The 25,174-nt window shown below is 51.5% G+C and carries 24 protein-coding genes; 6 read left to right on the forward strand and 18 right to left on the reverse strand.

What is annotated here, in order from left to right:
- Positions 1 to 48: 48 nt before the first annotated feature.
- Positions 49 to 1,215 carry an alkane 1-monooxygenase gene (locus AZF00_RS08230; protein WP_008247792.1) on the reverse strand — a complete coding sequence of 389 codons (1,167 nt, stop codon included), beginning with the start codon at positions 1,213 to 1,215 and terminating at the stop codon, positions 49 to 51.
- A 202-nt stretch (positions 1,216 to 1,417) separates the two neighbouring features.
- On the opposite strand from AZF00_RS08230, the gene AZF00_RS08235 reads away from it, so the two are divergent.
- Positions 1,418 to 2,020 (forward strand): TetR family transcriptional regulator, encoded by a 603-nt coding sequence (locus tag AZF00_RS08235; RefSeq protein ID WP_008247793.1) that lies wholly within the window; start codon positions 1,418 to 1,420, stop codon positions 2,018 to 2,020.
- Between the two features lie 93 nt (positions 2,021 to 2,113).
- The gene (locus AZF00_RS08240) at positions 2,114 to 2,893 is read left to right on the forward strand and encodes a crotonase/enoyl-CoA hydratase family protein (RefSeq protein ID WP_008247795.1); all 780 of its coding nucleotides are present in this window, start codon (positions 2,114 to 2,116) and stop codon (positions 2,891 to 2,893) included.
- A 125-nt stretch (positions 2,894 to 3,018) separates the two neighbouring features.
- On the opposite strand, the gene fusA is transcribed toward AZF00_RS08240, so the two are convergent.
- The 5 genes from fusA to AZF00_RS08265 all read right to left on the reverse strand — a co-directional run bounded on the left by fusA (position 3,019) and on the right by AZF00_RS08265 (position 10,917).
- Positions 3,019 to 5,109: an elongation factor G gene (gene fusA, locus AZF00_RS08245; protein WP_008247797.1), complete on the reverse strand. Its 2,091-nt coding sequence runs from the start codon at positions 5,107 to 5,109 to the stop codon at positions 3,019 to 3,021.
- A gap of 111 nt (positions 5,110 to 5,220) precedes the next feature.
- A complete protein-coding gene (gene lpxD / locus AZF00_RS08250) occupies positions 5,221 to 6,276 on the reverse strand; it encodes a UDP-3-O-(3-hydroxymyristoyl)glucosamine N-acyltransferase (RefSeq protein WP_008247798.1) in 1,056 nt (351 codons plus the stop codon).
- Positions 6,277 to 6,541: 265 nt separating this feature from the next.
- Positions 6,542 to 7,972 (reverse strand): LVIVD repeat-containing protein, encoded by a 1,431-nt coding sequence (locus AZF00_RS08255; protein ID WP_008247807.1) that lies wholly within the window; start codon positions 7,970 to 7,972, stop codon positions 6,542 to 6,544.
- Positions 7,973 to 8,026: 54 nt separating this feature from the next.
- On the reverse strand, positions 8,027 to 8,689 hold the full coding sequence (locus AZF00_RS08260; protein ID WP_008247809.1) for a DUF305 domain-containing protein: 663 nt from the start codon (positions 8,687 to 8,689) through the stop codon (positions 8,027 to 8,029).
- A 194-nt stretch (positions 8,690 to 8,883) separates the two neighbouring features.
- On the reverse strand, positions 8,884 to 10,917 hold the full coding sequence (locus AZF00_RS08265) for a beta-propeller domain-containing protein (protein WP_008247811.1): 2,034 nt from the start codon (positions 10,915 to 10,917) through the stop codon (positions 8,884 to 8,886).
- A 135-nt stretch (positions 10,918 to 11,052) separates the two neighbouring features.
- Here AZF00_RS08265 and AZF00_RS08270 point away from each other — a divergent pair, with 135 nt between their 5' ends.
- Positions 11,053 to 11,370, forward strand: a complete 318-nt coding sequence (locus AZF00_RS08270; protein WP_008247813.1) for a Rieske (2Fe-2S) protein — start codon at positions 11,053 to 11,055, stop codon at positions 11,368 to 11,370.
- Positions 11,371 to 11,377: 7 nt separating this feature from the next.
- Here AZF00_RS08270 and AZF00_RS19150 read toward each other — a convergent pair whose 3' ends face one another.
- The 7 genes from AZF00_RS19150 to AZF00_RS08305 are packed head-to-tail and all read right to left on the reverse strand — an operon-like array spanning position 11,378 to position 17,740.
- Positions 11,378 to 12,292: a GNAT family N-acetyltransferase gene (locus tag AZF00_RS19150; RefSeq protein ID WP_008247815.1), complete on the reverse strand. Its 915-nt coding sequence runs from the start codon at positions 12,290 to 12,292 to the stop codon at positions 11,378 to 11,380.
- Positions 12,270 to 13,403, reverse strand: coding sequence for a cupin domain-containing protein (locus AZF00_RS08280; protein WP_008247816.1), 1,134 nt, complete (start codon positions 13,401 to 13,403; stop codon positions 12,270 to 12,272). Before AZF00_RS08280 ends, AZF00_RS19150 begins: the two co-directional genes overlap by 23 nt.
- A 5-nt stretch (positions 13,404 to 13,408) precedes the next feature.
- Complete coding sequence (gene purB / locus AZF00_RS08285; RefSeq protein ID WP_008247820.1) at positions 13,409 to 14,773, reverse strand: adenylosuccinate lyase; 1,365 nt, start codon at positions 14,771 to 14,773, stop codon at positions 13,409 to 13,411.
- Positions 14,774 to 14,831: 58 nt separating this feature from the next.
- Positions 14,832 to 15,485: a high frequency lysogenization protein HflD gene (hflD, locus tag AZF00_RS08290; protein WP_008247822.1), complete on the reverse strand. Its 654-nt coding sequence runs from the start codon at positions 15,483 to 15,485 to the stop codon at positions 14,832 to 14,834.
- Positions 15,482 to 16,597: a tRNA 2-thiouridine(34) synthase MnmA gene (mnmA, locus tag AZF00_RS08295; protein WP_008247824.1), complete on the reverse strand. Its 1,116-nt coding sequence runs from the start codon at positions 16,595 to 16,597 to the stop codon at positions 15,482 to 15,484. Before mnmA ends, hflD begins: the two co-directional genes overlap by 4 nt.
- A complete protein-coding gene (locus AZF00_RS08300; protein WP_008247827.1) occupies positions 16,597 to 17,043 on the reverse strand; it encodes an NUDIX hydrolase in 447 nt (148 codons plus the stop codon). Before AZF00_RS08300 ends, mnmA begins: the two co-directional genes overlap by 1 nt.
- 46 nt (positions 17,044 to 17,089) lie before the next feature.
- Complete coding sequence (locus AZF00_RS08305; RefSeq protein WP_008247829.1) at positions 17,090 to 17,740, reverse strand: pseudouridine synthase; 651 nt, start codon at positions 17,738 to 17,740, stop codon at positions 17,090 to 17,092.
- Positions 17,741 to 17,892: 152 nt separating this feature from the next.
- Between AZF00_RS08305 and icd the strand changes: the two genes are divergently transcribed.
- Positions 17,893 to 19,149: an NADP-dependent isocitrate dehydrogenase gene (gene icd / locus AZF00_RS08310; RefSeq protein WP_008247831.1), complete on the forward strand. Its 1,257-nt coding sequence runs from the start codon at positions 17,893 to 17,895 to the stop codon at positions 19,147 to 19,149.
- Positions 19,150 to 19,199: 50 nt separating this feature from the next.
- Here the strand turns inward: icd and cspD are convergent, their stop codons facing one another.
- The gene (cspD, locus tag AZF00_RS08315; RefSeq protein ID WP_008247833.1) at positions 19,200 to 19,415 is read right to left on the reverse strand and encodes a cold shock domain-containing protein CspD; all 216 of its coding nucleotides are present in this window, start codon (positions 19,413 to 19,415) and stop codon (positions 19,200 to 19,202) included.
- A 213-nt stretch (positions 19,416 to 19,628) separates the two neighbouring features.
- On the opposite strand from cspD, the gene clpS reads away from it, so the two are divergent.
- Positions 19,629 to 19,958, forward strand: a complete 330-nt coding sequence (clpS, locus tag AZF00_RS08320; protein WP_008247835.1) for an ATP-dependent Clp protease adapter ClpS — start codon at positions 19,629 to 19,631, stop codon at positions 19,956 to 19,958.
- 31 nt (positions 19,959 to 19,989) lie between these two features.
- Positions 19,990 to 22,269, forward strand: a complete 2,280-nt coding sequence (gene clpA, locus AZF00_RS08325) for an ATP-dependent Clp protease ATP-binding subunit ClpA (RefSeq protein WP_008247837.1) — start codon at positions 19,990 to 19,992, stop codon at positions 22,267 to 22,269.
- Positions 22,270 to 22,279: 10 nt separating this feature from the next.
- Here clpA and infA read toward each other — a convergent pair whose 3' ends face one another.
- The 4 genes from infA to trxB all read right to left on the reverse strand — a co-directional run bounded on the left by infA (position 22,280) and on the right by trxB (position 25,025).
- Entirely contained in the window at positions 22,280 to 22,498 is a 219-nt protein-coding gene (gene infA / locus AZF00_RS08330; protein WP_008247839.1) for a translation initiation factor IF-1, read from the reverse strand.
- Positions 22,499 to 22,629: 131 nt separating this feature from the next.
- Positions 22,630 to 23,379: an arginyltransferase gene (locus AZF00_RS08335; protein ID WP_008247840.1), complete on the reverse strand. Its 750-nt coding sequence runs from the start codon at positions 23,377 to 23,379 to the stop codon at positions 22,630 to 22,632.
- Positions 23,331 to 24,056 (reverse strand): leucyl/phenylalanyl-tRNA--protein transferase, encoded by a 726-nt coding sequence (gene aat, locus AZF00_RS08340; RefSeq protein ID WP_008247841.1) that lies wholly within the window; start codon positions 24,054 to 24,056, stop codon positions 23,331 to 23,333. Before aat ends, AZF00_RS08335 begins: the two co-directional genes overlap by 49 nt.
- Before the next feature lie 18 nt (positions 24,057 to 24,074).
- On the reverse strand, positions 24,075 to 25,025 hold the full coding sequence (gene trxB / locus AZF00_RS08345; RefSeq protein ID WP_008247842.1) for a thioredoxin-disulfide reductase: 951 nt from the start codon (positions 25,023 to 25,025) through the stop codon (positions 24,075 to 24,077).
- Between the last annotated feature and the right edge of the window lie 149 nt (positions 25,026 to 25,174).

A 25,174-nucleotide genomic window follows, 5' to 3' on the forward strand; every position in this document is an offset into this window, starting at 1 on the left:
TCAGGGCGGTTACGCCGTAATATTCCGCGTTATTGGTTTTATGGTCGTTCATGCACTGATGCCGCTCTGTCTGGAGGTGAAGTACATCTTTAATTTCTCGGCCTTGCGTGGGTGTACATTGGCCTTGGCAAACTCGCCTCGGTGGTGCGCTACAACCCGTGGGTCCATGACTTTGAACCACAGAGGAGGGAAGTAGGCGAGCATCATCATTGAAGCGTAACCCGATGGTAGCTGGGGGCTGTCTGAGAAATGACGCAGGGCTTGGAATGCGCGATTCGGGTGAGCGTGATGGTCGGAGTGACGTTGCAGTTGGTAGAGCACCAGGTTGGTGACAATGTGATTGCTGTTCCAGGAGTGCTTGGGTAGGCAGCGTTCATAACGACCGCTGGCGTCTTTCTCACGCAAGAGGCCGTAGTGCTCAACGTAGTTAATAACTTCGAGTAAAGACGAACCCAGTGCGGCCTGTACAACAAGAAAGGCAAGGGCTGGCCAGCCTAATACGGCGGTGCAGCCACCGAATAGTATGAGCGTCATAGCCCAAGCTTGTAAGACATCGTTGCGCCAATGCCAAAAGCCTAGGCCTTTGCGATCGAGTCGCTGGCGTTCAATCTCGCAGGCCGAGCGCAGGCTGCCAATTACCGTGCGGGGTAGAAAACGCCAAAAGCTTTCACCCATTTTTGAACTGGCGGGGTCTTCTGGTGTGGCAACTCGGCGATGGTGGCCAAAATTATGCTCTACATAGAAATGGCCATAGGCAACTGGGGCGAGTGCAAGTTTGGCAAGAAACTGACTTAGCGCATCGCGCTTGTGACCTAATTCATGGCCGGTGTTAATACCGATGCCATTTACATAAGCGCAGCTAAATAAACCGGCGATGATACCTAGTGCGCCTAACTCGGTGGCGGCGAACCACACCGTAATCAATGTGCCCGCATACTGCAGCGGGATGTAGGCGTAAACAATGTATTTGTAGTAGTTGTCGGCCTCGAGTTGGCTAACCGCTGACTCTGGTGGGTTAGAGCGATCTGTTCCGATCACATAATCTAAGACCGGAATAATGAAATACACGATAACAGGCGCTAACCACCAGCCCCATATTTGTCCGGTCTGGAGGTAAATCAGTGCGCCAAAGATCGGAAGAAGTGGAACCAGTAGGCCGAGTGACCAAAGGTAACGTTTTGGGTCTTGCCAATGTGCTTCGCCTGAGGAGTTCATTTATTATTGCCCTTTGTTATATTTACATGTGTAAAGTTGTACTTTAAGAGCTAACTTAACAAGTGTCAATATATGTGTTTGATTAAGGTATACTGTGTTCAATATTTGCCGACTTATTAGGAACTTGTCCTTGCGTCACTGTTTCACACATAATGTCGGCCGAGATTTAGTGTTGAGTAAATATCATGCAGACGGGGAAGGTATGAGCGCAGTCAAACCGAAGCAGAGCCGCAAAGGAAATCGAGAGAAATTAATGAATGCAGCTCTAGAACTCCTCGCAGAAGACCAGAGCGGTTTGGCGGGAATAAGCTTGCGCAGAATCACCAAGGCTTGCGGCCTCAGTCCGCCAGCATTTTATGGGCATTTTGCGTCCATGGAAGAACTTGGTCTGGCGTTGGTAAGCGACGTCGGCAGTACGTTAAGAGCTTTGTTAAAAGGGGTGCGTGATGCTGACACAGAGGCGGCCGTTGTCACCGCGTCAGTACAGGCGGCCTTTACTTATATTCGGGGCAACGAGGCCTTGTTTATTCTCATTGCGCGGGAGCGGGCAGGCAGTTCGGCCTTAATTCGCGGCGCCATTCGCAATGAGGTGCGACAAATCGTTGAAGAGATGGCCAGCGATTTTCATGAGCGCGGGCTCTTTGAGCGGTTTAGCTTGCCAGAAAAACGCGCTGCCGTAGCGGCAATTGTTTCTCTAGGTTTGAGCCTAATTCCAGATTTGCTCGATGTGTCGCGGGAATCATCTGCTGAGGGTGATGCGATTTTGGCCGAGTTTGAGTATCAGGTGCAGTTTATTTTGTCGTGATGGCATTTTATGGCAATCGCGCTACTATCTTTGAAATTGAGTATTTTCAATCTACTCGCCATATAAATTATTCACAGAGATGGAATAAGGCCCATGAGCAAAGTAATTATAGAAGAGCGCGGTCAAGTGCTTTTGATCGGTCTTAATCGGCCAGAGAAATACAACGCCTTTGATCATGATACTTGGCATGAGGTCGCGCGCGCCTACAAGCTTCTCGAGTCGAGCAGTAATTTGCATTGCGGCCTTGTGTACGCAAATGGCAAGCATTTCACCGCCGGTTTAGATTTGCCAGAATGGACTGATGTTTTTTCGTCGGGCGAATGGCCAGCGATTCCCGCAGATGAGTGCGACCCCCTTGGGTTACGCCCCGAGCATCGCTGCCGTAAACCGATTGTCATGGCAATACACGGTATTTGTTACACCATTGGGATTGAGCTTGCCCTGGGTGCCGAGGTGCGAATTTGCGGGCGAGGAACTCGCTTTGGGCAGATTGAAGTTAGGCGAGGAATTATGGCCTGCGGCGGCGCCACCGTTAGAATGGTTCAAGAATTTGGCTACGCCAATGCTCAGCGCTACTTGCTTACCGGTGATGAATTTGATGCCGAAACCGCGCTTAGAATAGGTATGGTGCAGGAAGTAGTAGATGACGATAAGGTGTTTGATACCGCCTTGTCGCTGGCAGAAAATATTGCTGCTCAAGCGCCACTGGCGGTCCAGGCCAGTCTCGACTCGTCGCGCAATTATTTATTGAATGGTCTTGATGAGTGCGCAGCCCTAGTTGCTCGAGAGGTGCCGCTAATGCAAAGTGAGGATGCCGCGGAAGGCGTAGCCTCGTTTAAAGAGCGGCGTCAGGCGGTATTCAAAGGTCGCTGAGCCCAGCCTACGTTGCAGCTACGTGATGTGGCATTGTGATGTACTTAGCAATGAAATAAAAAGCGCCGCTTATTAAAAAGCCCTGCCAGTTTGCACTGGCAGGGCTTTTTTACTGCAGGCTTAAATTATTTAGCAGCAGCGGCTTTCTTTTCTTTCTCTTTGGCAATAACTGCTTCAGCTACGTTAGCTGGGCAAGCAGCGTAGTGAGAGAATTCCATTGAGAACTGACCGCGACCAGAGGTCATGGTACGCAGGGTGCTGATGTAGCCAAACATTTCGGAAAGCGGTACATCGGCTTTAATACGTACACCAGAGACGTTAGCTTCTTGACCAGAGATCATGCCGCGACGACGGTTAAGGTCACCGATAACATCACCAACGTGATCTTCTGGGCTGTAAACGTCTACCTTCATCACTGGCTCAAGGAGCTGTGGGCCGGCTTTGGGCATAGACTGGCGGAATGCGCCTTTTGCCGCGATTTCAAACGCGATTGCCGAGGAGTCAACTGCGTGGAAACCACCGTCTACCAGTGTTACTTCAACGTCGAGTACGGGGAAGCCAGCCAGAGGGCCAACAACCATCATCGAGCGGAAGCCTTTCTCGATTGCGGGGAAGAATTCCTTAGGAACGTTACCGCCGACAACTTTAGAGGTGAAGGTAAAGCCAGTGTTGGCTTCGCCAGGCTTAACGATGTAGTCGATCTTACCGTACTGACCAGAACCACCAGACTGCTTCTTGTGGGTGTAGCTGTCTTCGATTTCTTTGGTGATGGTTTCGCGGTAGGCAACCTGTGGCTGGCCTACAGTTAAGTCAACGCCGTAAGTACGCTTAAGGATGTCGACTTTAATGTCGAGGTGCAATTCGCCCATACCTTTAAGGATGGTTTCACCTGAGTCGACATCAGTCTCAACGCGGAATGTAGGATCTTCTGCAACCATTTTACCGATCGCAATACCCATTTTCTCAGTTGAGCCTTTGTCTTTTGGCGTAACAGAGATCGAGATAACAGGCTCTGGGAATACCATGGCTTCAAGGGTACATGGGTGCTTGGGATCACACAGGGTGTGACCAGTTTGCACGTTCTTCATGCCCACGATCGCGATGATGTCACCGGCTTGTGCGCTGCTCAATTCGTTGCGCTCATCAGCTTGCATTTCAACCATGCGGCCAACGCGCTCTGATTTGCCAGTAAAGGCGTTAAGGATGGTATCACCCTTGTTCAACTTACCAGAGTAGATACGTACGAAAGTCAGGGCGCCAAAACGGTCATCCATGATTTTGAACGCAAGCGCGCGGAAGGGCTCGTCGGCAGAAACGATTGCGTACTTGCCGTTTGGATTACCTTCTTCGTCAGTTAACGGCTGTGGATTAACTTCAGTTGGTGTTGGCAAGTATTCAACAACCGCGTCAAGTAATAACTGCATGCCTTTGTTTTTGAAAGCAGAACCACAGTAGGTTGGGAAGAACGCCAGTTCCAGCGTGCCCTTACGGATACAGCGCTTAACGTCTTCGTCTGAAGGCATTTCACCTTCCATGTAGGCCATTAACAGGTCGTCATCTACTTCGAGTGCAGATTCAATCAGCTGCTCGCGGTACATCTCAACGTCGTCAACCATATCGGCTGGCACATCAACCACGTCGTAGTTTTCGGGTTGTCCAGTTTCGTCCCATACGTAGGCTTTACGGCTCAGCAGGTCAACAACGCCAGAGAACTGATCTTCACGGCCAATAGGCAGGGTCATGATGAGCGGGGTGGCACCCAAAACTTTCTTAACTTGATCGGTAACGCGAATAAAGTCAGCGCCGATACGGTCGAGCTTGTTAACGAAAATCAGGCGCGATACTTTAGAGTCGTTCGCGTAGCGCCAGTTGGTCTCAGACTGGGGCTCAACACCGCCAGAACCGCAGAATACGCCGATACCGCCGTCGAGGACTTTCAGTGAGCGATAAACTTCTACGGTGAAGTCAACGTGTCCCGGTGTGTCGATAACGTTGAAGCGGTGGCCTTTCCAGAAGCAGCTTACCGCCGCGGACTGAATGGTAATACCGCGCTCAGCTTCCTGTTCCATAAAGTCGGTAGTTGATTCACCTTCGTGAACCTCACCCAATTTATGAATTTTACCCGTCAGCTTAAGGATACGCTCGGTGGTGGTGGTTTTACCGGCATCGACGTGGGCGAAAATACCAATATTTCTGTAAAGGGATAAATCAGTCATGGCGCTCTCTGTAAGCTGGGTTGAAAATAGGGCGCTAATATACAGGATATTGAGCGGGTTTGCCCCTATAAATGAGTTTGTCTAAATTATTTAGGTGAAATTATGTGGATTTTAGTGCTCGTCAGTTTGATTTTGGGCCATTAGGGCCTGCAATTGCTTTTCTAACTGGCGAATCCGGCCTGACATATCGTCGAGCTGGGTGTAGCGCACGGAGTTTCTGCGCCATTTTTTAACATCTTGCTGGGGTGGTGCCGAAGCAAAAACCCCAGGCTCGGTATTGCCCTTGGTGACAATGGTGCCGCCGTGGAAATGGGTGTTACTGGCAATTGTAATATGACCATTGATGGCCACGGCGCCCGCTACTGTACAGCCTTCGCCAAGGATCGCGCTACCGGCGATGCCGACACAGCCTGCTATGGCGGAGCCTTTACCGATTTTAACGTTGTGGGCGATGTGAACGAGGTTGTCGATGATGACGTTATCGCCAATGACGGTGTCGCCGAGTGCGCCACGGTCTATTGAGCAATTTGAGCCAATTTCGACATTGTCGCCGATGACAACGGCGCCGAGTTGGTGAATTTTTTGCCAGCCGCCGCGCATTGGTGCAAAGCCAAACCCATCTGAGCCGATAACGGTGCCACTGTGAATAATGCAATTTTTGCCTAGTGTGACGCCGTGGTAAACGACGGCGTTTGGATGAATCAACGTATTGTCACCAATGCTGGCGCGATCACCGACAACGACGCCGGGATAGAGTTTAGCGCCTGCGCTAATGATGGCATTTTCACCAATCACGCAATTCGCGCCAATCATCGCACTGGCGTCAATCTTGGCGCTGGCCGCGATCACTGCTGTGGGGTGTACACCTGAAGCTAGCACAGACAGTGATTCGAACAGGGCTGACACTTTTGCGTACGCTAGGTAGGTGTTGCTAACGATGAGTTTATTACCGCTGTATTTGTCGGCAAAGTCGCTGCTTAAAATGACGGCGCCAGATTTGCACTGGGCAAGATGTTGGGCGTAGGACTCTTGATTGATAAACGATAGCTCGGCGCTGTTTGCCGTTTGTAAATCCGCTATGCCGGAAATGATATGGTTTGCATCGCCCACGAGTTCGGCGTCGAGATACTCCGCCAAATCTGCCAAGCTTTTTTTAATATTGCCCATGATTCTCTCGCTGTCGGTACACAGTGTGTGGGGTTTTATTGGGGGGGTCGAGTACAGGAGTTAAAGCCGAAATTGCAGTGACAAACCGCTCGAAATTTAGGCAATTCTTCCGCTGGGTAAAATGCTTACCGAGGCGTCGACATCGTGGGGCACCATTGTAAACACTGATATGGCTTTTACATTGATTTTTTTAGGGAAAATTTGCTGTGCTCAGCTGTCCCGAGCACCGCTCTCCTGTTGAACGGTGCTTTCTCCTTGCTTTGGCTTACCACACGCCATTTGTGACACGAACGGCATAGAAGCCGCTATAGCCATCGGTATACCAAATTTCTTTGCGCTCCGGGACAAAAGCGGGGCGGGACATGGCCCAGTTACTGGCTGGCGCGGGTACGGTGAGGACTCGAGGTTGAACCGGGGCATTGTAGTACGCAATTTCTTTTGGCTTTTCTGGATTGCGAATATCAAATACCCGTAGGCCAGAAAGGATCATGCTGCAGGCGGCGATGTCGGGGTTGACCCGGCTTGGTACTGAACAATAGTGCCCAGCATAACCACCGGTGGGGTTAAAGGCGCCGGGATCGTTGGCAATGGCATCTCTATTTTCAGGCTCGTGTACCGCTAAGCGCAGGTCAGATACGACCCGCGGCTGAGTCTCATCGCTTATATCAATAATACGGCCTGCGCCGACAAATTTACCGTGGGAGGTGACTGAGGCGTTGTTGCCGGGCTCGTTGCTTGAGTATTCGTCAATTTCCAGCAGATAGGCTTTGCCATCACGGGTAAAGGGCATGGCATTTTGGGGAATGGTTTGATTGTCCCAGGAGATCTGCGCAATTTCGTACACTTGGGGGCTGGCTTTGCGTGCTTGAATTTCTGAGACATCTAAAATTAATACCCCGAAGCCATTGCCCGATGCGAGATAGGCGCGGTTGCCGTCATCACTGAGCGACAGACCGTGAGAAGTGTAGTTGCCGGTCCATAAATGTTTGGGGAGCGCTGGGTCCGAAATATCCACTGCCGTCAGGGTCGGCGTTCCTGGTGATGATGAATAAAAGGTCTTGCCGTCAGGTGTTATGCCGCTTTCATGGCCTAGCACGCCAAGAGGGGCAGATGATTTTAAGACTGGATTGCGGCAGTCTTCCGACACGTCATAAACATCGACTATACCTGGGTAAAAGGCGGGGTTGCCCATAACCGCTGCCAGAATACCCGCCTGCTGAGATACCACCACAGATTCGTGTGGGGAAAGCATTGCCGGTGTTACCAAGCGCGCGGTCATGAGAGGCTTCGTTGGGTCGCTCATGTCCAGCACGTTTACGCCAGCATTCATATCAAGCAAATTACTTGGGAATAGCAGGGTACTGTCGTAATAAGCGCATTCGCGGCCGGTTTTGTCGACATAGCGCTCGACCTTAAAACCGCCAACGGTGCCGACTGCATTGGCGGTAAAATACGATCCCGCTAGTTCTGTGTTACAGCTAAAGCCAAGTTCGGCGAGGCCTGCGTCATGGTCGGCTTGGGACACGCGGCCCTGCATGCCAGTTTCGGGGCGTGAGCCAGGGCCGCATTCGGCGCGAGGCGTACTCGGCTCGTCGACGAGCTGTGCTTGAGTGGGTGATGAGCCATTGTTTGAATTACAGGCTAGGAGTCCGCCGGCAGCAATGAGCATTAGACTTATATAAATATTGCGTTTCATGATTAAGATCCCCATCGTACTTAGCGAATTAATGGTGGCGAAATTGTGGCCGGTTTAGTCCCCTGCCGGCGCAGAAATCGCGGCAAGCAGTGTTTGTATCTGGTGAATTTCTTGCGATTGGTCTAGGGTCATTTGTGCCGCGATTTTGCGAACGACCGCCAGTTTGGCTTGCGATGCTGCAAATTGCGCCATGGGTATGCCGCCCTGGTGATGATTTAGCATTAAACGCAAAAATAGCGCGTCTCTTGCCCGGCCGTCTAAGCGCCGCAACTGCATAAGTTCTTCACTGCTCGCTATTCCCGGCATGCCAGCAGCCGATTGCCCGCAGGCAATTAAGTATTGATTGAGTTGCTCGTCTAGAGGCTCGTTGCCAAGTAGCATCCAGGTCATTTCTTGTGTTGGCGGCAAAAGTGTTTGATTCCAGAGCCGAAGCCAACCTTGTATTTCGCCCAGTTCGAGTATTTGGCTGCTCGCAATTGACTGCGCCAATGGGGCCAAGCCCGTTGGGCGGCCGTCTAATAATAGTTGCGCGATGGCGATAGCTTGGCGGTGATGGAAACTCATCGACTGGCTGAAGCCGATATCAATTTCACTGGGTTGTAATACTTTGAGCTGCGCTCGGGCGTGCTGCAATTCCCGATATTGGGCGCCCGCAGAAATACCAATGGCCAGCGCAAATGCGACGCCAATGCCGTAGCTCAGTCTTCGTAGGTTCAACGTAATTCCGACATTTTAAAGTGGATGGCCTAGGGATTATTGTTAGTGTTTTAATGTTGGCGCTAGGAATAATAGCAAATGTGAGATGCGAAAACATCGAGTTAGTTAATCTAATGTAACCGCCGCGAGGAGTGGCGTGTGTTGGGGGCGTCGCAGTGATAGCGCCAATGGCTTGTTATGGCTTTTTGCTGCCGTCAGTAGGGGCCAGATTGTATTGTAGGATCACCCCATATGCCGCTCCATATCGCGTCTCCTGACAAGAAATAGACTGCGTTGCCGTCTAGAACGGATCTGTTTTGGCCGCCGTACCAAGCCGCATTGGGCGCTGGGCTGGCAATGATGCTGCCAACGAGGTCGACACTCGCGGCGCTAGGCATGCTTTTAGCATTGATTTCTAAGAGATATAGGCGATTTTCGCTGCTATAGCTGTTGTCTGGTTTTTGATAATTGGATTGCACTGGGACGGCCAGGCGGTCGGGGCCAGTATTGCTCGGCAAATAGGTGAATGCGTGCCGGTTGTACTGGGCTTCGGAGTAGTTCCAGCCCCCGTCAACGCCTAGCAGCACACTATTAAGTTCTTGGGGCTGGGTGATGTCGGCGATATTAAATAGGCTCAACTTTATACTTTGTTGTTGAGGCCCGCCGCGGCCGAGTCCTAATAATAAGTCCTTGCTGACCGGGTGGAGAAAATCTGAGACGCCGGGAATCTCTAGTTCACCGGCAATATAGGGATCTGCCGGATTGCTGAGATCAATCACGTATAGCGGATCGATTTGTTCAAAGGTAACGACGTAGGCGCGCTCGTCGATAAAACGAACGCCATAGAGGGCCTCATTGGCTTTGCCAATTTCTTGAGGACGCCGAGTATTTGGCAGGCTAGCCACAAGCTCCAAGGTCTTAGACTGGGAGGCTTCACCTAATATACTGAGCTGGTGGTCGCGAAGATCCTCGTTGTCATGGGTGAATACCGTGGTAACGATGCGGAGCAGGCCATTGCGCTCAGACATTCTAAAATCGCTTTGTCCCGGCCCCCACAATTGACCAGCAATGTCGGCGGAGCCACGGTATTCGGGCCTGCCGAGAGTGAGCTTGAATTTATGAATGCGGGTGCTCTCACCTTTGTCGCTATAACGATATTGGCTGAGGTAAAGGGCTTCTTGAGAAACATAAATACCACTGCTTTCTTCGTTGAAGCACACCGACTCTGCCGCGCCAGGTGAGGTGAGGGGGATTGCGGTAACACTAGTATAAACGGGGTATGCGTAGGTCTGGTCTTGATCGTCGCGGCTAAGTAGACAGTTTTGTGGCGTAAACAGCGGCCTGGATTCGCCATTAACCGTCAACACAGGAATCAGGTCTTGCGGTTGAATTGCCGCCAATTTCTGAGCATTGGCGTCCGCCTCGTTTTGATTGCTCGGGTAGTAGTAAATATTCTCGAATTGGGGGCTGTGGCGGCTGATGATATAGAGGGTGTCGCCAATACGGCGACTGTCCACTAAGCCGCCTTCAATACCAATATCCCACTTTAGCTCGGGCGCGGTAATGGTTGTGGTGTCGTAAATTTTAATACTTAAATTCTGCTGTAGCCAACTGGCAATCCCCAGCCATTGGCGGCCATAGGGGCCGTAATATTGGGTGCTGCCAATACTGATCAGTTGCGGACCGCTAATATACAAGCCCTGCACGTATTCATCTTCTTGCAGGGGAATAGTGGCCACCGCTACCGCGCTGGCCGTATCTGGCTTGGTGCTTAGTATGCGAATGCCGCCTGATTGATCTGGCGAGGGCGGGGCAAAGCTGCTGGCTTCGGCGGTAGTTGCACTCTGGGCTATAAAACAGCAGCGGGCTTGTAATGTTGGCGCGATGTAAAGATGGTCGCCGTCATACTTTAATACATCAAATTCGTCTACATCGGACTCAAGGGTATAGGTGGTGCTGTAGCTGCCACCGCTATCTGTAGCGCCGCCTGCCTCGGCAGCAACGGGCTGCATGGTGCTATTTTGCTGTTTATTACTGGACGCTGGACGAATATATGCCGCGCGAAATTGACTGACGAACTCCTCATTACTGACAATGCTACGCAGTAAGCCCTCGTCATCTGAGGTTGTCGTATTCGGAGGGCTATTGGCGCTGCCGCTACCGCCGCAGGCTGATAGCGCCAGTAGCGCGAATAATAAGGCGGGTGCGCTGTTGTGCGGCCGGGGGAAGTTCAATCTTAATCTCACCATGTTCATCTCTTTATTCGCGAGTAGGATGAAAGGAGCTACATAAAGTCTGGGCCCGCGCTGCGCTGGCTGTCAAGGAGGCTTTTCGTGCGGCCTTGGTATGGGTTAAGCTGATGAAAATCAATCAGTAGCCTTGCAATGCGATATTACAGCCTCGAAAAATTGATCAATCTTTATGATGGTTATCGTAAGGTCTTTAAAATAGACAGCCATCACCTCATGCTGCTGCAAATCGACGGGCAGCGCTATCTCATTGAAAGCCAATGTCCCCACCGTGAATACCCTTTGCGCAGCTCGGACGTTGAAGGCGGTGAACTGGTTTGCCCCCAACATGGCTATCGCTTTGATATTCGCAGCGGCGAATTGCTGGCGGCAAGTGAAGAACCCTGCCGCAACCTGCGCTGCTATACCTTGGCGGACAGAGACAATGAAGTGGGTGTCATGCTCGCCGAGTGAGGCTTAATCAATAAAAAGGCTTTAGTGAGCGCGGTTCTGCCGCGTGGCGCCATAGCTGGTCAAACTTCATACGATACTGACGTGCAATGGCTTCGTCATCTGAGGATAAAATCTGTGCTATTTCGCTTTGATGGGGATAAGTGATGAGGTGATCTTCGTCACTCACAACAAAATACTCATCGGCATTCACGGTATAGTCGATGCTAAGAGTGCGCAATTGCAAAATATGTCGATACTGCCTGCTTAGTTCAACCAGCGGATGATGAGTCTCCCGTAGCGGGCGCTCCTCGCAAATCATGAGGAACACCTTGCTGTCTTGATGGCGGTGGGCAAATTCATAAATACAGCGAATAAACTCGGCATTTGCAAACAGCGCTGGCTCGAGGCTATGACTGAAAATACGCAGTTCCCAGCGGCCATTTTTGCACAGTTCGAGTACGCCTTGCGCTGGATTGGCGCGCAGGCCAGGGTCAACGTTAAAGCCCAGTGGCGCGTCCGATGTTAGTTGTAGATACATGTGTTGATGGGCAATACCTGCGTCCATAAAACGCGGGCCTTTAACCCGGAAGCCTGCGGTTTCGTAAAAGGCGATGGCGTGAGTTTGGGCGCCAAGTTCTACCGCCGGATACTGGCGCGTTTTCGCTTCCTTGATAATAGCGTTGATGAGTGCTTTGCCAACGCCTTTGCCACGATAGGGCTTAAGCACCGCCATGCGGCCGATAGCGCCACCGTCTAACATTCTGGCCGTGCCAATGACTTTATCTTCTATGCGGGCGAGCCAGTGGCTGGCTAGGGAGTCAAATTCGTCGAGTTCAAGCGCTTCTGGGACACCTTGTTCGTCGACAAATACGCGGTGGCGGATTTCAGAGAGAAGTCCGGCGTGGTGTGCCCAATCGGCTTTAGCTATCGTAAGTGTCGTCATCAAAGTAGAGCGTAGCATTGCAATACAAGGCGTACAGCATTTCTTCGCTAAAACTGCGGAAATTACCTATCGATTTGCCGCTTTCGATCTGACACAGCGCTCGCACATCGTCGCGATCCTGAGGTGGGTAGGCAAAGGCCACACCGTCGGCGAAGAGGTGCTGTTCATCGAAGGCCAAACGGGCGCCTAGGCGCAGGTGAAGGTCTATACCTTGGGCGCGCAGCTCTGCAAAGTCGTCGCGGCTGAGGCTGTCGTCGCGAAATTCACTCTGATCCGGCACCCGGGTCATCATTTCGCCAAACCAGCGCGCGAGCAGGGCGTCATTGTCGAGTTGTTTAAGCAATACAGCTTTTAATTGCGCGTGAACGGCAGGGGATATTTCACCAGGATTGGCGGCAGCGCTAAGCTGAGGGTCTTGATAGCGCTTGGACTCATCGCTGCGACTGGCAATTTCATCACTGAAATCCCCAAGCAGTGCGGCTTCTGATGGCGCTCTAAAACCCACCGACAGCGTCATGCAATCGTCGCCTTCGGCCACGCCCCAGTGGGCGACGCCGGGCGGCACATAGAGAATATCACCCGCTTCGAGCAGAAACTCTTGTTCGGTCTCAAAGTGCTGTAGCAGTTTAAGCTGGGGGTGGTTGTGCAGCGGGGTGTCTGGCCCGCAATGACTGCCAATTTTCCAGCGGCGCTGGCCACTGCCCTGAACGAGAAAAACATCGTATTGGTCGTAATGGGGGCCAACATTGCCGCCATCGGTGGCGTAGCTGACCATAATATCTTCAGTACGCCAGCGGGGCAGGAAGCGAAACTTCGCCATTAAATCGGCTAATTCCGGCAGGTATTGGTCTACGCCCTGAACTAATAAAGTCCAGTGAGATGTTGGCAGGGTGGCGAAATCGGCTTCTTGAAAAGGCCCGTTGCGCAATTCCCAGCCGTCTTTAGCTTCAATAATAATACGACTATCGACGTCTTCTTCGCAGGCGAGGCCCGCGAGGTCATTGCCGTCTAAGGGGCATTCAAACCCGGGCAGGGCGGCCTTGATTAAGACTGCTTTGCGCTGCCAGGCGGTATCCAGAAAATGCTGGGCATCAAATCCTTGCAGCGCCATGGCGATCAGATCCGCAGTGCTTGGGCGACGGCATTGCCGATGTATTTCGCCGGTGTCAGCTCGCGCAATTCGGCTTTAGCGGACTCTGGAATCTCAAGGGTTTCAACAAACTCTTTGAGAATCTCGGCGGTAATACGCTGGCCGCGAGTAAGGGCTTTAAGCTTCTCATAGGGCTCTGCGACGGCATAGCGGCGCATAACCGTTTGAATTGGCTCAGCGAGCACTTCCCAGCTGTCGTCGAGGTCGGCGGCGATACGCGCCTCGTTGATTTGCAGCTTGCTCAAACCTTTCATCGTGGCGGCATACGCCATGGTGCTATAGGCAATGCCGACGCCCATATTACGCAGTACGGTGGAGTCGGTAAGGTCCCGCTGCCAACGTGAAATTGGTAGCTTCGCGGCTAAGTGGTTTAGCACCGCATTGGCTAGGCCTAAATTGCCTTCGGAGTTCTCGAAGTCGATGGGGTTCACTTTATGAGGCATGGTGGAGGAGCCCACTTCGCCTGCAATTGTGCGCTGTTTGAAGTAACCCAGGGAGATATAGCCCCAAATATCGCGATCAAGGTCGATCAAAATAGTGTTAAAGCGCGCAATAGCGTCGAATAACTCGGCGATGTAATCGTGAGGCTCGATCTGGGTAGTGTAACGATTCCAGGTGATGCCAAGCTTGCTAATAAATGCATCGGCATGGGCTTCCCAATCAATATCGGGGTAGGCAGATAGGTGGGCATTGTAGTTACCGACCGCGCCATTGATTTTGCCTAGTAGCACCACATCGGCGATGGCATCGCGCTGGCGGCGCAGGCGAGCAACCACATTGGCGAACTCTTTGCCCATGGTCGTAGGGCTGGCGGTTTGGCCGTGGGTGCGGGCGAGCATGGGCACAGCGGCAAATTCGCGGGCCTGCTCGGCGAGCTTATTGATGATCGCGTCGGCGTCAGCGAGCAGAATCTCGCGGCCTTCACGCAGCATCAAAGCGTGGGATAGGTTGTTGATGTCTTCTGAGGTGCAGGCAAAGTGCACAAATTCAGAGATTGCAGCCAGTTCGGCATTGCTGCTGATCGCTTCTTTAATAAAATATTCAATAGCTTTGACATCGTGGTTGGTGGTGGCTTCGATGTCTTTTACTTTTTGCGCGCCGCTTTCATTAAAGCCGCTAATTAAGGCTTCTAAGGCGGCATTGGCTGCTTCGCTGAGTGCGGGAACCTCTACCACACCAGGGTTTGCCGCTAGGGCCTGGAGCCACCGCACTTCAACGATTAAGCGGTATTTGATTAGACCAAACTCACTAAATACGGGGCGCAGTGGCGCGGTTTTACTGCCGTAACGGCCATCAACGGGGGAGACGGCGGAAAGCGCGGATAAGTCCATGTTCAATACCTTTTTTGTGCGGGGCGGCTATTGCGGAAAGCGCGCAATAATACACGAGTTAACGAGGGATTTCAGTGCCAAGTAGCTGTTTAGTCTGGGCAAAAAGTCGGTTGCGTTGGAATATAAGTTTCCAGCGACTGCCGCCAGCTTGGCGCCACAAATAGCTGGCGCGAATTGATGCCAGCAGTAGGCTGCGAATTCGAGCGGCATTGTTCGGGTTTTGCAGCTCTTGGGCGCTGCCGGTAATTTGAATTCTGAAATTGTATTTGGAAATCGTATCTTGATAAATTGATGAAAGAGACGAGCTTAAGCTACTGATATCAATATTATTCATCTCTTTATTTTTGGCTGCATGCTGCAGCCGGTTGCGCAGCAGCGAGGCGGTTGTATCGTCGCCCCGCAGCTTTTTGTGCAGGTGCAAAACCCCGAGGCAATAGCGCATAACTGCGCGGCGCTCTCCGTAATCATTACCGCTTAAGAGGTCGCGCAGGCCGCGAATACCCACTTCAAGATTTTCGATGCCGCCATAGGCCTCTTCGACCGTGGTGGCTGAGAAGGCAAATAGGCTGTTGATTGACGCTTCCAGCGCCTGGGGTTCGGCTTGACCGGTGCGGGCGATTTGATCCACCAATACCGTACCTTGCACAATAGCCGCGAGGGCCAGAACTTGTTGTCTAGCGAGTTGCTCGGGTTTGCTTAATAGGGTGTTCATAATAAATTAAACCCTGCTTCGATTACGCCACCGCCAAGGCAAATGTCGCCATCGTAAAAGACCACCGATTGGCCGGGGGTAATCGCGCGCTGGGCTTCGCTGAAATGCACTTCATAGCGACCGTCGATGGCGCGAATCTCACAATCTTGGTCTGCTTGCCGGTAGCGGGTTTTAGCCTTGCAAACGTAGGGGAATTGCGGTGCTTGGCCGGTAATCCAGTGAATTTCGCCTACCTGTAGCGCTTGTTTTAGCAGCGCTGGGTGTTGGCCGCCTTGGGCGACCAGCAAAACATTGCGCGTTAAATCCTTATCGACCACATACCAAGGCTCTTCGCCGCCGCCTTTAACGCCGCCGATACCCAAGCCTTGGCGCTGGCCAATGGTGTGGTACATCAGGCCGCTGTGTTGGCCCATGTCCTCGCCATCTAAACTCTCAATACGACCGGGCTTGGCGGGAAGGTATTGCTGTAAAAAGTCTTTAAAGCGGCGCTCACCGATAAAGCAAATGCCGGTACTGTCTTTTTTGTTGTGAGTGATTAGTCCGTTTGCTTCGGCCAGAGCACGAACTTCGGGTTTTTCAATTTCGCCAACAGGGAATAGGGTTCGGGCGAGCTGTTCGCTCCCCACGGCATGCAGGAAGTAGCTTTGATCCTTGTTTGCGTCTAGGCCTTTTAAGAGCTGGCTGCGACCATCAACATCGCGACGGCGGGTGTAGTGACCGGTAGCGATATAATCGGCGCCTAAAACCAAGGCGTAATCGAGGAAGGCTTTAAACTTAATTTCGCGATTACACAGAATATCTGGGTTAGGAGTGCGTCCAGCCTTGTATTCGGCCAAAAAATGCTCAAAAACGTTATCCCAGTATTCGCTGGCGAAATTCGCGGTGTGTAAATGAATGCCTAAGGTTTTGCAGACGGCGGCGGCATCGGCCAAGTCATCTTTGGCAGTGCAGTATTCGGTGCCGTCGTCTTCGTCCCAGTTTTTCATGAACAGGCCTTCGACCTGATAGCCTTGCTGCATTAAAAGCAGGGCTGAAACAGAGGAGTCGACACCGCCGGACATACCGACGATCACTTTGATTTTGCTATTGTCTTGTTGCGTGTTCTCGTGCATCAACGCGTTCCGTAAATCATAGATAGGGGATAGCGGTGGCCGCTGAGGTAGCGCTCTAGGCATTCCAATACCAGCGGGCTGCGTAACATTGCTCGGCGTTCCTTTAATTCGTCATAGCTGAGCCAAATAGCTTGCTCGATATCGCTGTCTAAAGCTTGTTCAGGACAAAACGCCACGGGCCGCGCAAAAAAGCTGGTGCGCTGGTAGGTTACGCCGTTGGCTGGGGCGGTGTAGAGGCCAAAGCCAACGATGCCGAGTATTTCAACCCGCCATTGGGTTTCTTCTAGCGTTTCTCGCTGCGCCGCCTCTAGCAAGCTTTCGTTTTGCTCAAGATGGCCTGCTGGCTGATTGATTACTCGTTGTCCGTTCTTGATTTCTTCAACAAAGAGAAACTTGCCGTCATTCTCAACGAGAGTAGCCACGGTAACGTGGGGCTGCCAATCCATAGAGGAGTCCAAGTGCTAAAAGCGGAATTGTAACAGCTGCCACGCCTTAAGGACTACGTTTGCGCGGTTTGGCGCCAAGGGTTTTGCCCTTGGTTTTCCGATAAGGTGTTCTTGCTGCCGGTTTCCTGGGGCTGGCGTAACGTTTGAATTCATCGCCAAGGGTGATTTTGCGGTGTTCGCCGGGGGCGAGATTGTCGACGCTCCAGTCGCCTATTGCGGCGCGAACGAGGCGCAGGGTCGGAAATCCCACTGCGGCGGTCATACGCCGAACTTGACGATTGCGGCCCTCACTTATTTGCAAGCTAAGCCATGACGTCGGAATGGCTGCCCGGTACCGCACTGGGGGGTCTCGTGGCCACAGTGAGGAGGGTTCGGTGATGCGTTCGGCGTGAGCGGGCAGGGTGGGTCCGTCTTTAAGCATTACCCCGCGACGCAGCTGAGCGAGGGCATCGTCACTGATTTCGCCTTCCACTTGCGCCCAATACGTTTTACGCAATTTATGCCGGGGGTGACTAATTTGGTGCTGCAGCTCACCGTCGCCAGTCAATATCATTAGGCCTTCGGAGTCATAATCGAGGCGCCCCGCTGGATAAATGGCGGGTATCCTGATGTAATCAGCTAGGGTGGCCCGGCCATCTGAGTCAGTGAATTGACTCATTACTTGAAAGGGCTTGTTGAAAATAAAAATGTCGCTCACGTTAAAATAGGCTCATTCATAGAAGAAATCTCGGTATAAAGTGTTACAATGTCGCGCTTTTTACCGAAGCTGTATTGTACCTAATACAGTTAATCTTCGTATTGTGAGCAAGTGCGAGCACAGATACTAACTGATAAACCATGGAGTCAAAAATGGGATACCAACATATCAAGGTACCTGCAGAGGGCGAGAAAATCACCGTTAATGCGGATCTTTCCCTGAACGTACCCGATCGGCCAGTAATACCTTTTATCGAAGGTGATGGCATCGGGGTCGACATTACTCCGGTGATGATCAACGTAGTTGATGCAGCCGTAGAAAAAGCCTACTCAGGCAAGAAAAAAATCAGCTGGATGGAAATTTACACTGGCGAGAAAGCCGCTGAGTTGTATGAAGGCGACTGGTTTCCCGCTGAAACGCTAGACGCAATCAAAGACTACGTAGTAGGCATTAAAGGCCCGTTAACTACGCCAGTTGGCGGCGGTTTCCGTTCATTGAACGTGGCGCTGCGTCAAGAATTGGATCTGTATGTTTGTCAGCGTCCAGTGCGTTGGTTCGAAGGTGTACCTTCACCTGTTAAAGAGCCAGGCAAGACTAATATGGTTATCTTCCGTGAGAACTCTGAAGATATCTATGCGGGCATTGAGTGGAAGGCGGGTACGCCAGAAGCAGATAAAGTGATTGAGTTCTTTCAGGAAGAAATGGGTGTTACTAAAATCCGCTTCCCGCAGGAATGCGGTATCGGCATTAAGCCAGTTTCCAAAGAAGGTACTGTGCGTCTGGTGCGTAAAGCCATTCAGTACACCATTGATCAAGATTTGCCGTCACTGACCATCGTGCACAAAGGCAATATCATGAAGTTCACCGAGGGCGCTTTCAAGAACTGGGCTTACGAGCTGGCGATGGAAGAGTTTGGCGGTACATTGATTGATGGCGGTCCATGGGTGAGCATTAAAAACCCGAATACCGGCAAAGAAATCGTTATTAAAGACGTTATTGCTGACGCGATGCTTCAGCAGGTGCTGCTGCGTCCAGACGAGTACAGCGTTATTGCCACTCTTAACTTGAACGGTGATTACCTGTCTGATGCACTGGCTGCCCAGGTTGGTGGTATTGGTATCGCGCCAGGTGCAAACCTGAGTGATAACATCGCACTGTTTGAGGCAACTCACGGTACTGCGCCTAAGTACACCGGCCAAGACAAAGTGAACCCCGGTTCATTGATTCTGTCTGCCGAAATGATGTTGCGTCACATGGGTTGGAACGAAGCGGCAGATCTGATTATCACTGGTATGAACGGTGCAATTCAGGCCAAGACCGTAACTTACGACTTTGAACGTTTGATGGAAGGTGCAACCTTGCTGAAGTGTTCTGAGTTTGGTGATGCAATCGTTAAGCACATGGCGTAAAAAGCCCTCGCCACCAGCCTAGGCTGGTGGCGTATTCTTTTCTGTAAACTCTATTCTGACGTTTCGGCTGCTTTTATGTCGGTAGCGTGCAGCCCCTTTGGTCCTGGCTCAGCCTTAAATACGACGTTTTGACCTGCTTTAAGGGTCTTGTATCCGTCCATAGTAATTGCTGAGTAGTGAGCAAATATTTCATCTTCGCCGCTTTCGGAGACGATGAATCCATAACCTTTGGCGTTATTGAACCACTTTACAACACCGCTTTGCATAGCCTTTCTTCCTTAATTGTCGTTATAGTTATTCTAACGTTTACAAAAACTGCCTTGTATTTGTTAATACCGCCCCCATTTTTAAAACAGTCCGGCCACGACGTCAAGTAAAGGCGTGTAAGATATGATGTTGGTGAATTTCCCTATTGCGAAGGGTTACAGTGGTGCTAAGCTCAGGTAAAGTCAGTGAAAATGCGAATTAATATACAGAATATGGCGAATAAGTCCGACGAGGACGATCACGGAAATGGTGTTGCAGTTCAGGAGTCGAAACCAGAACTCAAGAAACCGCGTATGTACGCTGTGGTCTTATTAAATGACGATTACACGCCCATGGAGTTTGTGATCGAGGTTTTAGAGGACTTTTTTTATTTGGATCGTCAACGCGCAACACAGATCATGCTGGCGGTCCACACTAAGGGCAAAGGCGTGTGTGGAATATTTACCAAGGACATTGCTGAGACGAAATCGGCGCTGGTGAATCAGTACGCTAGAGACAACGGTCATCCATTACTTGCTGAGATAGAAGAGAGTGATGACTAAAACTGGTAATTGCAGAAGGCGAATGTAGTCTATGTTGAGCAAAGACCTAGAAACAACTCTGAGTCAGGCCTTTAAATCGGCCCGTAGCCGTCGGCATGAATTCATGACCGTCGAACACCTATTACTCGCGCTGGCAGACAACGAGGCCGCCGTTAAGGTGCTTGTTGCTTGCGGTGCAGACTTGCTGCAACTCAAGGGCGAGTTAAAAGAATTTGTTGAGGCCACGACGCCGCGAATTCCCGAAACGGACGTTGAGCGCGACACCCAGCCAACTTTAGGTTTTCAGCGGGTGCTGCAGCGCGCAGTCTTTCATGTTCAGTCTTCTGGTAAGCAGGAGGTCACCGGCGCGAACGTTTTGGTGGCGATCTTCAGTGAGCAAGAAAGCCAGGCGGTTTATTTTTTGAAATCGCAGAGTGTCAATCGCCTTGATGTGGTTAATTATATTACCCACGGTATTTCCAAGGTGTCTGGTGCGGAAGGTATTGAGCACGACCAAAATCAAGATGCCGAAGGTGAGGGCGGTGATCCAGAGCAGAAGCCCCTAGATAATTTCACCACTAATTTAAATGCCGAGGCTAAAGCCGGTCGTATCGACCCCTTAATTGGTCGCGCCGAAGAGGTGGAACGGGTTGCCCAGATTTTAACCCGTCGCCGCAAGAACAATCCCTTGTTGGTTGGCGAGTCGGGTGTCGGTAAAACCGCGATAGCTGAAGGTTTGGCTAAGCGCATTGTCGACGGCGAAGTGCCGGACGTGCTCATTGGCAGTGTGGTTTACTCTCTTGATATGGGTGCCTTACTGGCGGGCACGAAATACCGTGGCGATTTTGAAAAGCGCCTTAAAGGTTTGCTTGCCGATCTTAAGAAGCGCCCCGGCGCCATTTTGTTTATTGATGAAATTCACACCATTATTGGTGCTGGCGCCGCCTCTGGCGGCGTAATGGATGCGTCGAATTTGCTAAAACCACTGCTGAGTTCTGGGCAGATGCGTTGCATAGGCTCGACTACATTCCAAGAATATCGCGGTATTTTTGACAAGGACCGCGCCCTAAGTCGGCGTTTCCAGAAAGTCGATGTTAATGAGCCCTCTGTTGAAGATACCTTTTTGATTTTGAAGGGTTTGCGCTCGCGCTTTGAAAGCCACCATGAATTAAAGTACAGCGATGGCGCTTTGCGCTCAGCGGCCGAATTATCTGCGCGTTATATTAATGATCGCTTTTTGCCCGATAAGGCAATCGACGTCATCGATGAAGCAGGGGCCTATCAGCGCCTGCAGAAACCAGAGAATCGGATTGAGAAAATCGGTGTTCCGGAAATTGAAGCGATCATTGCAAAGATTGCCCGAATTCCGCCGAAGAGCGTGTCGTCAGACGATCGCGCTTCGCTTGTTAAGCTCGAAGACAATTTAAAAATGGTGGTCTTTGGTCAAGATAAGGCGGTATCTGAACTCAGTGCCTCAATTAAATTGGCTAGGGCGGGTCTTAAGTCCCCTGAAAAGCCCATAGGCAGCTTTTTGCTGGCAGGCCCCACTGGTGTTGGTAAGACTGAGATTTGCCGTCAGTTAGCTAAATTGCTCGGTTTAGAGCTTATTCGCTTTGATATGTCTGAATACATGGAGCGCCACACGGTCTCTCGGCTAATCGGCGCGCCTCCAGGCTATGTTGGTTTTGATCAGGGTGGCTTGTTAACTGACTCGGTCACCAAGCACCCGCACTCGGTCGTGTTGCTGGACGAGATCGAAAAGGCTCACCCCGATCTGTTCAATCTGTTATTACAGGTTATGGATCACGGGTCGCTGACCGATAACAATGGTCGCAAGGCAGATTTTCGCAATGTTATTTTTGTGATGACCACGAATGCTGGCGCTGAAAGCATTAGTCGTCGTTCAATTGGCTTTACTGAGCAGGACAATCAGACGGATTCAACCGAAGCGATTAATCGCTTGTTCACGCCAGAGTTCCGCAACCGTCTTGATAGCATTATTGCCTTTGAGTCGCTGCAACCCGAAGTTGTGTTGACCGTGGTTGATAAATTCCTAGTGGAATTGCAGGCTCAATTAGACGACAAGAAAGTGGTCTTGCATGTAGACGACGATGCGCGGCACTGGCTGGTGGAGCACGGTTACGATAAGCACATGGGTGCCCGGCCAATGGCGCGGATTATCCAAGAGCATATTAAAAAGCCACTGGCCGAACTGGTCTTGTTTGGCAGCTTAGAAAAATGCGGTGGAGTGGTCAATGTCAGCGTGAAAGGTGACAAGCTGGCCCTTGCTGCGGAAGCAGTTGAAGAAGAGGCGGGCCAGACCTGCGATTAGCAGGTATCTATTAGCGGCCGCGGAAAGTGATGCGGCCTTTACTTAGGTCATAGGGGGTTAATTCCACCTTGACCTTATCACCCGTTAGAATCCGGATGTAATGCTTACGCATTTTGCCTGAGATATGGGCAGTGACAACGTGGCCGTTTTCTAAGCGCACGCGAAAAGTAGTGTTCGGCAAGGTGTCGATGACTTCGCCTTCCATTTCGATCTGGTCTTCTTTCGCCATTCGGCAACTATCCTCGAGAGTTTTTAAAATTGAGTGCGATGCACTTTAGCCTTGGTGGCCGTCAAAACTGCGCGCATTTTGCCCTAATTTGATCGTGTTGGCAATTTGCAGGGGCGATTGGGCTAATATCACTACGTTAAGCGCAACCAGCGGTCACTCATAAGCAGTTCGATGGGCTTGTAGTCGGTTTTGTAGCGCATTTTTTGGCAGTCTCGAATCCAGTAACCCAGGTAAAGATAGGGCAGCGTGAGGTCGCGACAGCGAGCGATTTGCCAAAGAATACCGTAAACACCCAAGCTGCGCTGGGGGTATTCAGGGTCGTAAAAGGTATAAATTGCCGATAAGCCGTCATTTAGCACATCGGTAACCGCAACGGCAACTAATGCGTCGCCAAGATAAAAATGGACATATTGTGTGTCTTCGGTGCCGAGGCCTAAGAAGCTATCAAACTGGTCTTTGGATGGTGGGTACATGTCGCCATCACGGTGGCGGCCATTGATGTATTTTTCATAAAGCGGATACGCATCGGCGTTGGGTGTCGATAGTATGTGGGCGACCAAGTCATTATTGCGCTTCTCAACGCGACGCTGGGTGCGTGAAGGTCTAAATAGCGTAACGGGAACCCGGCTGGCAATACAAGCTTTGCAGGCGCCACAGTCGGGACGGTAGAGATGGTTGCCACTGCGCCGAAACCCACGCCGTGATAATTCGCTGTACACCGGGCCAGAAATTTTGGCCTCGGGATCGATGAAAATAGTCTTGGCTTCCCGGTCAGCAAAATAGCTGCAGGGATGCGGGTGAGTCGCGTAAAGCTTAAGTTGTTGCGCGTCAGTCATGGGCAGGCCGGTGGCGGTTTGCCGTAATACCAGTCCAAAGTCCATTTAGCGGGTTTGGATTCCTTGCTGGTGTATATTTGTAGGCATTGTTTAAAGCTCGCACGATCCATTTCCTCCGCGCCCATACTGTCAAGATAATCGTTACTCACCTGACAATCAATGAGTGGGAAGCCCCACTCCTGAAGTTGGCCACAGAGATGGACAAAGGCGATCTTGGAGGCATTGGCTGCCCGGCTAAACATCGATTCGCCATAAAACATACGGCCAATCGCCACGCCGTACAGCCCGCCTATTAATTTATTGTCGCGCCAGACCTCGACTGAGTGTGCCCAGCCGGCGTCGTGCAGGTCTTGGTAAGCCTTGCGCATGTCATTGGTGATCCACGTGCCTGGGCGTTTCTGGCTAAGCTGGGCGCAGCCGAGTAAGACGCCGGCAAAATCGCGGTCAAAACTCACCTCAAAATCATTTCGGCGCAGGGCTTTGCGAAGGCTGCGATTAATATACAAGCGTTCGGGATGCAGTACAGCACGAGGTTGCGGCGACCACCACAATATCGGCTGAGATTCTTCATACCATGGGAAAATGCCCTGCCGATATGCATTAAGCAAGCGGGGCAGGCAGAGATCGCCGCCAACGGCCAAAAGGCCGTCGGGGTCGTCGAGTGCCGACTCAATCGGGGGAAAGCTTAGATCAGCCGGATCAAGCCAAGGTATGCCAGACATCGGCTGATGTACTCGCGATTACACTAAGTCGTCGAGATAACGCTCAGCATCCAGTGCAGCCATACAGCCGAAACCGGCAGATGTGACCGCCTGGCGGTAAATGTGGTCGGCGACATCGCCAGCCGCAAAGACACCTTCGATGCTAGTGCGGGTCGCGTTGCCTTCTGTGCCACTGTGAATTTTCAGGTAGCCGTCTTTCATGTCGAGCTGACCCTGGAAAATATCTGTGTTGGGCTTGTGGCCAATGGCGATAAATACACCGGCGACGTCAATTTCTTGGCTGCCTTCACCTTTGGTGCTGTTTAAGCGCAAGCCTGTTACACCGCTGTCGTCGCCGAGGACTTCGTCCAGCTGGTGATTCCAGAGAATATTGATATTGCCGTTTGCGGCGCGCTCTAGCAGTTTGTCCTGCAAAATCTTTTCAGAGCGCAGGCTGTCGCGGCGGTGTACCAGCGTGACTTCAGATGCGATGTTCGACAGGTATAGCGCTTCTTCTACTGCGGTGTTGCCGCCGCCGATAACCGCGACCTTCTTGCCACGGTAGAAAAAGCCGTCACAGGTCGCGCATGCCGATACACCCTTGCCCATAAATGCTTCTTCAGAGGGGAGGCCGAGGTATTGCGCTGAGGCGCCCGTCGCGATAATCAGCGCATCGCAGGTATAAGTCTTACTGCCTTTGAGCGTGAATGGCTTGTTTTTTAGATCTACAGACTCAATGTGATCAAATAGCACCTTGGTGTCGAAGCGCTCGGCGTGCTCCTGCATTCTCTGCATTAGCTCGGGGCCTTGCACGCCATTTTGGTCGCCAGGCCAGTTGTCGACGTCAGTGGTGGTCGTTAATTGGCCGCCTTGTTGAATACCGGTGATGACCACGGGGTTCAAATTGGCGCGGGCAGCGTAAACCGCAGCAGTGTAACCGGCAGGGCCGGAGCCGAGGATGATCAAACGGTGGTGTTGGCTGTCGCTCATAGATTCACTGTGTTCCAAGCAGGGGGATTGAACTTAGTTCAAACCGGGATGACTGAAAATAGACGCATATCATAGGGTAATTCCATAGGCGCGGCAAAAACTGTGTGCGGCGACAAGTCTTATGACATAGTGCTAATATTGGGCCGCTT

This window comes from Zhongshania aliphaticivorans, assembly GCF_001586255.1.
Taxonomy (GTDB): Bacteria; Pseudomonadota; Gammaproteobacteria; order Pseudomonadales; family Spongiibacteraceae; genus Spongiibacter; species Spongiibacter aliphaticivorans.